Consider the following 13145-nt stretch of genomic DNA (forward strand, 5'->3'; position numbering starts at 1 on the left):
ATCAAAAAAACGAGAGGGGGTAAGAGGATATGTTGAAGGACACAAAAATGGTAGCGTTATCACGCGCTGCCAAAAACGTGGCTTTGGGTGTCGCTGCCAGCCTAATGGTAAGCGTTACCGCGCAGGCGCAGACAATCTGCAGCAACAGCACGGGCAATCAGGGCGGCTATTTCTGGACATTCTTCCGCGACAGCGGGTCGGGCTGCATGACGCTGGGCGCAAACGGCAATTTCAGCGTCAACTGGCAATTGGGCAGCAGCGGCAATCTGGTGGTCGGCAAGGGCTGGGCCACCGGATCGACCAGCCGCGTGATCAATTACAATGCCGGCGTCTTCAATCCGGGCAATAACGGCTATCTCACGCTCTATGGCTGGACGACCAACCCGCTGGTTGAATATTACGTCGTCGACAATTGGGGCAATTACACCCCGCCGGGCGCGCAATCGATGGGCACGGTGACCAGCGATGGCGGCACCTACAACATCTACCGCACACAGCGCGTCAACGCGCCGTCGATCATCGGCACCGCCACGTTCTACCAATATTGGAGCGTGCGCACGCAGAAGCGCCCCATCGGGCAGAACCACCGCATCACTTTCCAGAACCATGTCAATGCGTGGCGCAGCCGCGGCTGGAACCTGGGCCAGATGAATTACCAGGTGATGGCCGCCGAAGGGTTCGGCAGCAATGGCAGCGCCAATCTGACGGTCTGGTAAACAATCTCCCCCGCGCAATGCGGACACTGTGGGGCTGGCTTTCGGGCCAGCCCCTATTTTTGTCCGGAAAAGGCGGGCCTTACTCCGTCCCCATATCCAACCGCTCGGCCAGCCAGGGCAGCACGACATCCTGAAAGCGCGGGCCGATCCTGTCGGTATGCGTGCCGTCATACACTTCCCAGAAATGGTCGAGCCCGAATTTGGCGAATTCCTGATGGATCAGCGTGTCGTCGGTCACCAGCCCGTCGCGGTTGCCCACATCAAGGCCGATCCCGTCGAAACTGCGCAGCGCCGCCACGCGCGATGATACCATCGCCAGCGGCGAATTGGCCGCCCAGCGCGCCAGCACCAGCTCGTCCAGGGCGCCCTCTTCGTTCACCGCCCAATCGACATAGAAAGGCGGCTTTTGCGGGTTGGGTGACCAGGCAACCGCGCTGGCCAAACCGGCGCGCATCCCGAAGCCCGCCTGATCCACGCCTTCACGCGGCACGGCGGCCATCGCGGCGGCGCTTTCGGGCGTTTCGCGGCGAGCGGACACGCAGCAGGGGCTTTGCGCCCAGATGCTGTCGAACACCTCCGGATGCGTCATCCCCACCACCAGTGTGCCATATCCGCCCATCGAATGGCCGACCAGCGCGCGGCCTTCGCGGCTGGGAATCGTGCGGTATTGCGCGTCGATCGCAGCGACCAGATCGGTGGCGATGAAATCGCGGAAATTGCCGGTAGTGACGCTGTTCGAATACATCGACCCGCCCATCGCGGTCAGCGTATCGGGCACCACCACGATAAACTCGCGCCCCGCCGCCGCATTGGTGGCAACGGCGGTGGGCACCTGCATGTAATCATAGAAATCGCGGCCCGAAATGGCAAAGCCGTGCAGGTAATAGACCACGGGGAAGCGGCGTTCGGGATCGGTGGCATAGCTGGGTGGCAACACCACCATCACCTCGCGCAGCGGCGAATTGCCTTCGAGATTGCCTTCCAGCGAAGCGCCGTGAACCGTGATCGCCTCCACCGTGATCCCGGCGGGCACAACGGCATCGGGCGCGGTGATATTCTGCGCAGCGGCAGGAACGGCCAGCAGCAGCGCGGCGCTGGCGGCAAGCAGGTTGCGGATCATGTCATTCTCTCCTGCGAAAAGGTGGTCAGCGGTCCAGATGCTGCGCAAAGAACGGCAGCACATGGGTGCGGATGCGTTCGGCAATGCGGTTGCCGTGGTCGCCCTCATACAGCTCGAACTGGTAGGACACGCCGAAACGGTCGAGCTCACGCATGAAAGCGTAATTACCTTCCAGCAGGAAATCGGCATCGCCAATGTCGATGGCAAAGCCTTCGAGTGCGTTCAGCGCAGGCAGATATTGCGGCAGCAGCACCAGCGGCGAATTGGCAGCCAGCCGCTGGTTCGCCAGCGGGTCGAGCGTGCCGTCTTCGCGAAGGCCGGTATAGATCTTCAGAAAGCCCTCGTCCGTCGGGTCAGGCGTCCATGTGGCGGCGGTGGAAACGGCGGCCAGCTCGCCAAATCCGGCGGCCTCGGCCTGTTCGGGCGTCATGGCGGCGATGGCGCGCGCCTGATCGGCGGTCAGCTCCATCGGCGGCAAGCAGCACGCGCTCATCATGTAGATGCTGGAAAAGACGCCGGGATTTTTCATCGCCACGCGGATCGTGCCGTATCCGCCCATCGAATGGCCGGCGAGGCCGCGGCTTTCGGGCGAAGGGATCGTGCGCAGATTGGCATCGGCCCAGGCCACCAGATCGCGCGCCACCATGCTTTCGTAATCGCCCACGGTCGGCCCGCTCGAATAGAACCCGCCGCGCAGCCGCGAATAGCCATCGGGCATCACCATGATGAAATCGTGGCCCGCTTCGGACGCGGCCTGCACCGCTTCGTGCAGGCGGAAACCGGCCTGCTGCGCATCGAGCGGCCCCCAGTATCCGTGCAGGTAATAGACCACCGGATAGCGTTTATCCGGGTTCTCGTCATATCCGGGCGGGGTTGCCACCACCACGCGGCGCTGCGGCGAATTGCCTTCCAGATTGCCTTCGAGCGAGGGGGAGTGGAACGTCATGAACGTGGCCCGCGCCTGTTCCTGAGCGCCGGCAGGCATGGCCATCGCCGCAAGGCCGCAGGCGGCAGCAAACGCGGCAATGCGCCCTTTCAGTTTCAGCATATCTCTCCCCCACATATCCTTGGCGGGCTGGCACGCCCGGTTCTGGAGGACAAATTGCGGCGAGTGGCCCGCGCTTGTCCAGCGCCTTTTCGGTAAGAGATTGTCGCAGGGTTCAGCGCTGCGGCGGAAAGCCCGCGCCATCGGGCCATTCGGGAGCGGCCAGACCCATCACCTTGAACAATTCGCCCATTTGCGCCGGGTCCACCAGCCGGTCGCGCGCGGCCATCAGCGCGGCGCGGTGTTGCGGAGCGAAGGCGGCGAGCGCTTCGGCCCGCTGATCGATCCCCAGCGCGGTCAGCCATTCGCCTTGCGTGGTGGTGCCCAGCCAGCGCGCCCCGCCCGCCAGCGCCACCTGCCGCGCCTGGTCGAAATCGACATGTGCGGTGAGATCGGCCTCTCCCGGATGAGCAAAGGGATCGACCTTGCGGTGCTGGCGCAGCGCCTGCAGCGTGGAGCCGGTGCGTGGGGATGCGTGGCCGTAATCGATGAACAGCGCCGCCCCGCCCTGCGCCGTCAGCCGTCCGGTCACCTCGAACAGTGTGGCCGCCGCGCCGGGACAGGTCTCGATAATCGTGCCAACCTGGGCCTTGCGCCGGTTTTCCGGCACGGCGGCATCCATCGGCTGGCGCCCGGCGACGGGAAAGAAGCGGCCATCGCCGTCCACATCCACCATCACTTCGCGCCAACCCTGATCGGTCATCACCAATTGCCGAACGGGAAGCGCATCGAGAAACTCGTTCGCCACCAGCAGTATCGGCCCGGTGCGCGGCACGCTGGCAAGATCGTGATGGTGGATCGCGTCCGGCACCTGTTCGAGCTGCACATCGCGCAGCCGCACCGACCCTTCGACCAGATGCGCGCGCGGTTCGAGGCCGTAGCGCTTCATTGCGCGCAAGGCGTCGCGCGCCAGAAAGCCGCGCCCCGGCCCCAGTTCGACGAAATGCACCGGCTCGGTGCGCCCGCCCTTGATCCACATATCGGCCAGCCACAGGCCGATCAGTTCGCCGAACATCTGGCTGATATCGGGCGCGGTGACGAAATCGCCCCCCTCGCCGAACACCTCCTCGCGCGAGTAATAGCGGGCGTTGCTCTCGCCCATGAACTGCATCAGGCTGATTGGCCCGGTGGCCGCAATCAGGCGGCGGAAAATCTCCGCCTGGCTGGCCTCGTTCATTTGCTGTCCGCGCCTGCGGTGGGCACATAGCCGCTCGCAACCGCAGGCCGCATCAGCGACCACGCCACCAGCGCAAGCCCCGCCGCGATCAGCGGCAGGGTGAGCCACTGGCCCATATTCAGCCCGCTTTGCGCCGCGAAATCGGCCAGATGCGCATCAGGCTCGCGGAAGAATTCGGCGATGAAGCGGCCCAGCGAAATCGTGACGGTAAACACGCCCACCAGCAGGCCCGTGCGATACCGCGCCCGCGTCAGCCAGAAGAGCGACAGCATCACCACGATCACCAGCAGGCCTTCCAGCCCTGCCTGATAGAGCTGGCTGGGGTGGCGCGGTTCGGGCCCGGCGCCGGGAAATACCATCGCCCAGGGCACCAGCGATTCGACCGGGCGGCCCCACAATTCGCCGTTGATGAAATTGGCGAGCCGGCCAAACAGCATCCCAAACCCCACATTGACCGCGATATAGTCGCACACCCGGATGAAGTTCAGCCCGTTGCGCCAGGCGACAAAGGCAATGGCGAGCACCACGCCGATCAACCCGCCGTGGAAGCTCATCCCCCCGCCCAGCGTGTTGAACATCTCCCACGTGCCGAGGAAATCGGGCCGGTAGAAGATCACATAGCCAAGCCGCCCGCCAGCAATGATGCCGATCATGCAATAGAAGAACAGATCGTCGGCATGGCGCTTGGCCAGCGGAGCACCGGGCGCATCGATCATGCGGCGCAGGTGCCAGTATCCCAGCACCAGCCCCGCCAGATAGGCGAGCGAGTAGTAGCGCAAGGTGAAGAAGCCGAGGTCGATCCCCTGCTTCAACCCCAGATCGGCCCAGTTGATTGCGTTGCCCGCAGCAACCGCCAGATATTCGAGCATCGTTGTCGGCGCCCTTCCTTGCCCGCTCATTCACACGAGGCGCAGGCAATGGCACAGCAGGCGGGCAGACGAAAGCCAGCTTTTGCACATTTGCGCGCAGGGCCTTATGGGCATGATCTGTGTCTTTCGACGATCTCACCCGCCAGCGCGCCATTATTGACCGGCGCGCACTTGTCGCCGCCATCGCCCAGGCTGTCGAGGCCGAGGGGGCTGCGTCTTCGCGCAAGACGATAACCGGCCTGCTGCGCGCAGCGCTCGATGCGGGACGCGCCGAACTGGCGCAGCGGCTGCTGGCGAAGCCCGCCGCCGGACACGAAATCACGCACGGCCATGCCTTCCTGATCGACCAGATCATCCGCGTGGTGCACGATCATGTGACGGGCGACCTGTATCCGGTGGCCAACCGCAGCAGCGGCGAACGGCTCGCGCTGATGGCGGTGGGCGGATATGGGCGCGGCGAGATGGCGCCGCATTCGGATGTCGATATCGCCTTCCTCACCCCAGGTAAGCCCACCGCGTGGTGCGAACAGGTCGTCGAATCGATCCTCTATTTCCTGTGGGATCTGGGCCTGACCGTGGGCCATTCCACCCGCAGCCTTGATGAAATGGTGCGCCAGGCGCGCGGCGATCTGACGATCCGGACCGCCATTCTCGAAGGGCGCTATCTGTGGGGCGACAAGGACATCCACCGGCAGGCCGAAACCCGTTTCTGGGGCGAGGTGGTGCCCGGTTCCGAAGCGCAGTTCGTTACCGAAAAGCTGGCCGAACGCGATGCCCGGCACAAGCGGATGGGCGATTCGCGCTATGTCGTCGAACCCAATGTGAAAGACGGCAAAGGCGGCCTGCGCGATCTGCAGACGCTCTACTGGATCGGCAAATATGTCTACCGCGTGCGCAGCGCCGCCGAACTGGTGGACAAGGGGCTGTTCACGGCTGAGGAATACAGCAGCTTCCGCCGCGCCGAAGGCTTCCTGCTGGCGGTGCGCTGCCACCTCCATACGCTCGCCAAGCGCGGCGAGGACCGGCTGACTTTCGACCTGCAACGCGAAGTCGCGCGGCGGATGCGTTATTCCGACAGGCCGGGCAAAAGCGCGGTCGAACGCTTCATGCAGTTCTATTTCCTGCAGGCCAAGCATGTCGGCAACCTGACTGGCGTGTTCCTGGCGCAGATGCGCGAACAGGCGGCCGAGCGCAAACAGCGCGAGGGGCTGCTCCAGCGCTTTCGCCGCCCGCGCGAGGTCGAGGGCTACCTCCTGCGCGGCGGCAAATTGAGCGCGCCGGGTGACAACTGGTTCCGCGAAGATCCCGTGCGGCTGGTCGAAATCTTTGCCCTGGCCGAGCGCGAGGGGCTGGAAATCCACCCCGAAACCTTCCGCATCATCCGCCGCGACGCGCCGCTGATCCACGCCGAGACGCGCAAGTCCGAACGCGCCAATGCGGCATTCCTTGATCTGCTGACGGGGCGGCGTGACCCCGAAACCGTGCTGCGCTGGATGAACGAGGCAGGTGTGTTCGGCCGTTTCGTGCCCGATTTCGGCAAGGTCGGCGGGCAGATGCAGTTCGACATGTACCACCACTATACGGTGGACGAGCACACGATCCGCGCCATCGGCCTGCTCAGCCAGATCGAACGCGGCGACCTGGCGGATGATCACCCGCTGGCAACGCGCATCCTGCCCGGCCTCAAATACCGCCGCGTTCTCTATGTCGCGGTGCTGCTGCACGATATCGCCAAGGGGCGCGGCGGCGACCATTCGGTGCTGGGCGCGGAAGTGGCGATGAAGCTGTGCCCGCGTTTCGGCATGACCGCGCAGGAAACGCGCCTGGTCGCCTGGCTGGTGCGCTATCACCTGTGGATGAGTGCGACCGCCTTCAAGCGCGACCTGTCCGATCCCAAGACCATCGCCAGCTTCACCGAAGAAGTGGACGATCTCGAAAAGCTGGCGCAGCTCACCGTGCTGACCATCGTCGATATCCGCGCGGTCGGCCCCGGCATCTGGAACAGCTGGAAGCGGCAATTGCTTTCCGAGCTTTACAATTACGCCGAGGAATATCTGCGCGGCGGCGGCGATGTGCAATTGCAGGAGAAGCGGCTGGCCGCCAAGCGCGCCGAAGTGCGCGACCTCCTGGGCAAGCAGGCGCATCTTCTCGACGAGCTCGATGCGCGGTTTGACCGCGATTACTGGTTGCAGGAACCGGCCGACATTATCGCCATCAACCTGCCGCATTATGCCGAAGCAATGCGGCAGAAGCAGTCGCTCGCCATTCACACCGCCTATTACCCGGCGCGCGGGGCGACGCTGATCACCGTTATGGGCGATGACCATCCGGGCCTGTTTTCGCGCATTGCCGGCGCAATCAGCCTGGCGGGCGCAAACATCATCGACGCGCGCATCCACACCACGCGCGTGGGCAAGGCGGTGGACAATTTCCTGGTGCAGGACCCGCTGGGCAAGCCGTTCCGCGAGGAGGACCAGCTCGCCCGCCTGAAAAAGAGCATCGAGGATGCGCTGGCTGGCAAGATCGACATCGTGCCCAAGCTCGCCGCGCGTCCGCTGGCGCGCAGCCGCGCCGAAACCTTCCGCGTTGAACCGCGCGTTCTGTTCGACAACGAGGCGTCCGACCGCTTCACCGTGATCGAAGTGACCGCGACCGACCGGCCTGCCCTGCTCAACCGCCTGACCCGCGCCATGTTCGAGGCAAGCCTGATCATCAATTCGGCGCACATCACCCAATATGGCGAACGCGCGGTGGACACCTTCTATGTGACCGACCTGCTCGGCCACAAGATCTTCAACAAGGATCGCCTCGCCAAGGTGGAAGCCGCCCTGCTTGCCGCGATTGCCGCAGGCGAACCGCAGGGGATCGCGGCGGAGTAGGGTTTATCCCGCCGCTCTCAGCCCCGCCCGCCGAACAGCGCGGTGCCCACGCGGATATGCGTGGCGCCCAGCATTATCGCGGTTTCGAAATCGCCGCTCATCCCCATGCTGCGCCCTTCCAGCCCGTGATCGCGTGCCAACTTGTCGAGCAGCGCGAAAAAGGGCGCGGCCTCGATATCGGCAGGCGGCACACACATCAGGCCCGCCAGCGGGATCTCCGCCCCTCGCGCCTGTTCCAGCAAGGCGGGCAGATCGGCCAGCGCGCAGCCGCCCTTCTGCTCCTCCGCGCCAATATTGACCTGCACGAAACAGGGCACGCGCCGCCCTGCCTTGTCCATCGCCTTGGCAAGTGCGGCGACCAGCGAAGGCCGGTCGAGCGAGTGGATCGCATCGAACAGCACGACCGCGTCCTCCGCCTTGTTCGATTGCAATTGGCCGACGAGGTGCAGTTGCACATCGGGGAACTGGTCCTTCAGCGCCGGCCATTTGGCCGCGGCTTCCTGCACCCGGTTTTCGCCAAACACGCGTTGGCCTGCCTTCAGCAAGGGCAGGATCGCATCGGCGCCGTGCGTCTTGCTCACCGCAATCAGCGTGACGTCGGCGGGTTCGCGGCGGGCGATAGTGCAGGCCTTGGCTATGCGATCCTGCACTTGGGTGAGAAGAGTGGCTGCGTTTTCGGGCATGGGGGCGCTATAGCGTTCCCATGGCTCTGATCCAGTCCTTCCCCGCTCTCTGGCTGCTTTCCGATGCGCGCAACGATGCGGCGCTGGAGGCTGCGCTGGCCCGCCTGCCGCGCGGCAGCGGGTTCATCTACCGGCATTACCATTTGCCGCCAGTCGAACGGTTGGCGCGTTTCAATCAGCTTTCCCGGCTGGCGTGGGCGCGGGGCCATACGGTCATTCTGGCCGACAGCGCGCCGACTGCCCGCGAATGGGGGGCGGACGGGATATATGGCGCGCCGCGCGCGCTGGTGCCGCGGCGCGATGATCTGCTGCGGCTGGCCACCGTTCATTCGCTGGGCGAAATGGCCGAGGCGCGGCGCATGGGCGCGGACGCGGTGCTGCTGTCGCCCGCCTTTGCCACGCGCACCCATCCCGGCGCGCCCTTTCTGGGGCCGCTGCGCTGGCGAATGCTCGCGGCCAGGGCGGGCAGGATACCGGTGATCGCGCTGGGCGGGATGAACGCGCGCAAGGCCCGGCGGCTGGATTGGCCACACTGGGCGGCAATTGACGGACTGTCATCGCTCTAGCGGTTGACGCGGAGTCGCTGCGGATTCACAATGCGTTCCTTGCGGGACAAGAGGGGTCAATCACCATGGCGACGCGGGTGCGCAACGCCAAGCAGGCAGGCGACTGGAAAGCGGCATTTCGCCGTTCGCTGGCGCGCATCTGCCAGCGCAGCGCGGCGTTCGTGCTGTTTGCGACCATGCTGTTCCTCGCGCTGGCGCTGATCAGCTATACGCAAACCGATCCCGCCCCTTCCACCGCCGCAGGCGATACGATAGCCAACTGGATGGGCCGCAGCGGCGCCTGGGTGGCAGACCGGGCGCTGTGGTCGTTCGGGCTGGTCTCGCTGCTGTTCCTGCCGCTGCTTTACGCCTGGGCGCGCAAGTTGTGGCGTGCGGCCGACCTTTCGGAAGAGGCGGAGGAGGACGGCGCGCTGCCGCCGCGCCGCATGGCCGAGGGGGGCTGGTGGGCGACCTTGGGCGTGCTGTTGCTGGCGATGGTTCTGCTCTCCACCGTGCTCGCACTGGTGAGCGATCCGGCGGGCTGGGCGCAGCCGGCGGGGCCGGGCGGGCTGGCGGGATTGCTGGGCGAAGCAGCCTTGCGCGCGCTGGCGGGCCGCCTGCCTGAAGCAGGCCAGTTCTGGGCCATTCTGGGCGGGGGGATTGCCGCGCTGCTGGGCGGGGCATTCCTTGCCGGCAAGGTCTTTGCGGTGGATTGGGCGGGCCTGCTCACCCTGCCCAACCTGCTGCGCCGCGACCGTGGGGATGACAGCCCCTCTGCACTCGCCCCGGTTCAACGGCGCAAGCCTGTGGCTGAGCGCAAGCCGGATGGCACGGTGCCCATCGACCAACCGGCGCGCAAGGCTCCGGAAATCGTCGATCCTTCCGCACCGCCGCGCCCCGCGCGCCCGACCAAGGCGAACCAGGCCGATCTGTTCGCGCAATATGCTCTCCCCAGCCTCGACCTTCTCGAAGACCCGCCGGCCGAAGCTGCGCCCAAGCTCGACAAGCTGGCGCTGGAACGCAATGCCCGCCTGCTTGAAAACGTGCTCGACGATTTCAACGTGAAGGGCGAGATTACCGCCGTGCGCACCGGGCCGGTGGTGACGATGTACGAGCTCGAACCCGCCCCCGGCATCAAGGCCAGCCGCGTGATCGGTCTTGCCGAAGACATCGCCCGCAACATGAGCGCGATCAGCGCGCGGGTCGCCAGCATTCCGGGCAAGACGGTGATGGGCATCGAATTGCCCAATGTCGACCGGCAGACCGTGAGCTTCAAGGAAATGGTCGCCTCCGAAGCCTTTGTGGAAGCCAAGGGCAATCTGCCGATTATCCTTGGCAAGGACATTGCCGGGGAACCCGTGGTGGCCGACCTTGCCGCCATGCCGCATCTGCTGGTCGCGGGCACCACGGGTTCGGGCAAATCGGTGGGTCTCAACTGCATCCTGCTGTCGCTGCTTTACCGCTTCAGTCCGGCCGAATGCCGCTTGATCCTGATCGATCCCAAGGTGCTCGAACTCAAAAGCTACGACGACATCCCGCACCTCCTCGCGCCCGTAGTGACCGAACCGCACAAGGCGATCCGCGCGCTGAAATGGGCGGTTGCGGAAATGGAGCGGCGGTATCGCATGATGAGCGAGATCGGCGCGCGCAATATTGGCGGCTTCAACGAACGGGTGAAGGCCGCGCAGGCCAAGGGCAAGCCGCTGGGCCATACCGTGCTGGCAGGCTTTGATGCCGAAACGGGTGACGAGCTGACCGAGGAAAAGCGCCTCGATTACGAAGTCCTGCCGCAGATCGTGGTGATCGTCGACGAGCTGGCCGACCTGATGGTGACGGTGGGCAAGGAAATCGAAGGGCTGATCCAGCGGCTCGCGCAGAAAAGCCGCGCGGCGGGCATTCACCTGATCATGGCAACGCAGCGTCCCAGCGTCGATGTGATCACCGGCGTGATCAAGGCGAACCTGCCCACGCGCATCGCCTTCAACGTCACCAGCCGCATCGACAGCCGCACCATTCTGGGCGAGCAGGGGGCCGAACAACTGCTGGGCAAGGGCGACATGCTCTACAAGCCGACCACCGGCGCGCTGAAGCGTGTGCACGGCCCCTTCGTTTCCGACGAGGAAGTGGAGAAGGTGGCGCAGCATTGGCGCGAACAGGGCCAGCCGTCTTACGTCGAAAGCGTGACCGAAGAGGTCGAGGACGATGGTTATGGCGGCGGGTTCGGCGCGCTGGAGGACGAGTTCACCGGCAGCGACAACCCGGAGGAGCGGCGCTACCGGCAGGCCTGCCAGATCGTGTGGGAAAATCAGAAGGCCAGCGGATCGTGGCTCCAGCGCCAGTTGGGCGTGGGCTACAATACCGCCGCCAAGCTGATCGAGAGGATGGAGGAGGACGGCATTGTCGGCCCCGCCAACCATGTCGGCCGCCGCGAAATCTACCGCGACCGGGATGGCAACCCGCTTTAGCCTTGGGGCAGGCGGCAGGAGTAACTTGCCGCCAGTGCCGGATCGCCGCCGGTATAATGCGGATAGGCCGGGTGCGCACACAGCGGGCGTTCGCCTGCCGCCCCGTCACTGCGCCGTGCCGTAATCCCGTTCGGCGCGCGGCCCTGTTCCACCCACTCCACCAGCGGGCTGAGCAGGTCGAACCGGTCAAACGCATTACCGCCTGAACAATGCAGCATCCCCGGCACCATATAGAACCGTGCCGCATCGTCCCACGCCGCCGCGCCATTCGCTTCGCGGGCGCGCTGGAAATACTCCCATGTGTCAATGGCAGAGAACCACGGATCGGATACGCCGTGATAGAACATGATCTTGGCTCCGCGGCGCAGGAAGGTGGAGAGGTTCGTCCAGTAGGCGGTGTCGGTCAGCCGCCCCACTGCATCCCATTCCACCGCTGCCAGCCGCGCATCAAGGTCGATCTCGCGGCCCGCATTGGCCGGGCCGAACGGGCCGGGCGCGCCCGACGGAATGTATCCGGGCAGGCCCGGCCCGGCATAGGTGACCCCGGTATCCCACGGGATCGCGGTGTAGAGCGGCCGTCCGCTTGCCTCTCGCGGACCGGCAAAGATCTGCGCCAGCGCCTCGGCCTTTTCGGGAGCCAAGCAACCCGCGCTGCCATCGGTCACCTGCCCCGGCGCGCAGGCAAGCGCGCGCGCGTCGAAATTGCGGCACGCCTCGACATTGAATATCATCCCGTCCACCCGGCCATCCGCACCGTCGCATTGGCGGGCAAGGCCCGCATCGACCACGGCGCGCTCGGCGCTCGAAAACCCCGCCGGTGTCGTCACCCCCGCCGCCTGCGTGCGGTTGAGCAGCACCTGCGCCCATTCGATGGCAAGGTTCGAATGGCCCGGCCGCATGGCGGGCGCGCCGATCACGATGCCGTCGAACAGTTCGGGATAGCGCTGGCTCGCCAGCATCCCCTCGCGCCCGCCGGTGGAACAGCCGGTCATATAGGAACGGCGCGGCGGCTCTCCGTAAAACGCCGCTGCAAGCCAACGGGTGGCCAGCGTGACCGTGTGCACCGATGTTTCGGCAAAATCGAGCGCGGCGCGCTGATCCGCCTGGAAACTGGCGTCGAAAACCTCGCCCTTGTGCCCGCTGTCATGGCTGGCCACGGCAAAACCCATGGCCAGCGCATTGCTGTTGCCCGCCGCCACCGGGCCGAAGGGCGGACGGATCGATCCGTTCAGCCCGCCCCCGCCCATCAGCAGATAGCGCCCATTCCATGTCAGCGGCAGCGCCAGTTCAAAGCCGATGCCGTATTCCTTGCCATCGACGCCCGTGCGGCGATTGAGCATGCCTTCGACAAGGCAGTGCTGTGGCAGCGCGGCCTGCGGTCCGAACGGCGTCATGGTGGCGGGCTGGGCCGGGATCAGCGTTGCGGCGGTAACTTCCAAATAGCCATCGCCTAACTGCATCATGGCACGGCCGCATCTTTCAGCCGGAACGGTTTGCGTCTCCTGCGCGGGAAGCGCCGAACCCAGCCCGAAAGCCGAAACCGAACACGCCAGCACCGCCGCGCCGCGCACCCTATGCCGCATCCTCATTCTCCCCATTTGCAGTCGCCAAGGGGGTATCAGCGGCCCGCAGCAGCGGCAAGCAAG

At 65.4% G+C, this 13145-nt stretch carries 10 protein-coding genes; 4 read left to right on the plus strand and 6 right to left on the minus strand.

Going from position 1 to position 13145, the window contains the following annotated elements; all coding sequences use genetic code 11:
- The first annotated feature begins 104 nt into the window (after nt 1-104).
- A complete protein-coding gene (locus WFP39_RS04545) occupies nt 105-716 on the plus strand; it encodes a glycoside hydrolase family 11 protein (protein WP_336917957.1) in 612 nt (203 codons plus the stop codon).
- 79 nt (nt 717-795) lie between these two features.
- Here WFP39_RS04545 and WFP39_RS04550 read toward each other — a convergent pair whose 3' ends face one another.
- From WFP39_RS04550 to lgt, 4 genes are all read right to left on the minus strand, one after another.
- Entirely contained in the window at nt 796-1836 is a 1041-nt protein-coding gene (locus WFP39_RS04550) for an alpha/beta hydrolase (protein WP_336917958.1), read from the minus strand.
- 25 nt (nt 1837-1861) lie between these two features.
- Nucleotides 1862-2884, minus strand: coding sequence for an alpha/beta hydrolase (locus tag WFP39_RS04555; RefSeq protein ID WP_336917959.1), 1023 nt, complete (start codon nt 2882-2884; stop codon nt 1862-1864).
- Between the two features lie 112 nt (nt 2885-2996).
- Nucleotides 2997-4058, minus strand: a complete 1062-nt coding sequence (locus WFP39_RS04560; RefSeq protein ID WP_336917960.1) for a class I SAM-dependent methyltransferase — start codon at nt 4056-4058, stop codon at nt 2997-2999.
- Nucleotides 4055-4927 (minus strand): prolipoprotein diacylglyceryl transferase, encoded by an 873-nt coding sequence (lgt, locus tag WFP39_RS04565; protein ID WP_336917961.1) that lies wholly within the window; start codon nt 4925-4927, stop codon nt 4055-4057. Before lgt ends, WFP39_RS04560 begins: the two co-directional genes overlap by 4 nt.
- A 119-nt stretch (nt 4928-5046) precedes the next feature.
- Between lgt and WFP39_RS04570 the strand changes: the two genes are divergently transcribed.
- A complete protein-coding gene (locus WFP39_RS04570) occupies nt 5047-7806 on the plus strand; it encodes a [protein-PII] uridylyltransferase (protein WP_336917962.1) in 2760 nt (919 codons plus the stop codon).
- Between the two features lie 17 nt (nt 7807-7823).
- Here WFP39_RS04570 and WFP39_RS04575 read toward each other — a convergent pair whose 3' ends face one another.
- Entirely contained in the window at nt 7824-8489 is a 666-nt protein-coding gene (locus WFP39_RS04575; protein ID WP_336917963.1) for a YggS family pyridoxal phosphate-dependent enzyme, read from the minus strand.
- 20 nt (nt 8490-8509) lie between these two features.
- Here WFP39_RS04575 and WFP39_RS04580 point away from each other — a divergent pair, with 20 nt between their 5' ends.
- The gene (locus WFP39_RS04580) at nt 8510-9055 is read left to right on the plus strand and encodes a thiamine phosphate synthase (protein WP_336917964.1); all 546 of its coding nucleotides are present in this window, start codon (nt 8510-8512) and stop codon (nt 9053-9055) included.
- Between the two features lie 65 nt (nt 9056-9120).
- The gene (locus tag WFP39_RS04585) at nt 9121-11499 is read left to right on the plus strand and encodes an FtsK/SpoIIIE family DNA translocase (RefSeq protein WP_336917965.1); all 2379 of its coding nucleotides are present in this window, start codon (nt 9121-9123) and stop codon (nt 11497-11499) included.
- Here WFP39_RS04585 and WFP39_RS04590 read toward each other — a convergent pair.
- Complete coding sequence (locus WFP39_RS04590) at nt 11496-13082, minus strand: tannase/feruloyl esterase family alpha/beta hydrolase (protein ID WP_336917966.1); 1587 nt, start codon at nt 13080-13082, stop codon at nt 11496-11498. The genes WFP39_RS04585 and WFP39_RS04590 overlap by 4 nt on opposite strands.
- Nucleotides 13083-13145 lie beyond the last annotated feature (63 nt).

This window comes from Alteraurantiacibacter lauratis, assembly GCF_037154155.1.
GTDB classification, from domain to species: domain Bacteria; phylum Pseudomonadota; class Alphaproteobacteria; order Sphingomonadales; family Sphingomonadaceae; genus Alteraurantiacibacter; species Alteraurantiacibacter lauratis.

Coding starts and splice junctions, on each gene's coding strand:
- WFP39_RS04545 (WP_336917957.1), top strand. CDS start 105: ATGGTAAGCGTTACCGCGCAGGCGCAGACAATCTGCAGCAACAGCACG.
- WFP39_RS04550 (WP_336917958.1), bottom strand. CDS start 1,836: ATGATCCGCAACCTGCTTGCCGCCAGCGCCGCGCTGCTGCTGGCCGTT.
- WFP39_RS04555 (WP_336917959.1), bottom strand. CDS start 2,884: ATGCTGAAACTGAAAGGGCGCATTGCCGCGTTTGCTGCCGCCTGCGGC.
- WFP39_RS04560 (WP_336917960.1), bottom strand. CDS start 4,058: ATGAACGAGGCCAGCCAGGCGGAGATTTTCCGCCGCCTGATTGCGGCC.
- lgt (WP_336917961.1), bottom strand. CDS start 4,927: ATGCTCGAATATCTGGCGGTTGCTGCGGGCAACGCAATCAACTGGGCC.
- WFP39_RS04575 (WP_336917963.1), bottom strand. CDS start 8,489: ATGCCCGAAAACGCAGCCACTCTTCTCACCCAAGTGCAGGATCGCATA.
- WFP39_RS04580 (WP_336917964.1), top strand. CDS start 8,510: ATGGCTCTGATCCAGTCCTTCCCCGCTCTCTGGCTGCTTTCCGATGCG.
- WFP39_RS04585 (WP_336917965.1), top strand. CDS start 9,121: ATGGCGACGCGGGTGCGCAACGCCAAGCAGGCAGGCGACTGGAAAGCG.
- WFP39_RS04590 (WP_336917966.1), bottom strand. CDS start 13,082: ATGCGGCATAGGGTGCGCGGCGCGGCGGTGCTGGCGTGTTCGGTTTCG.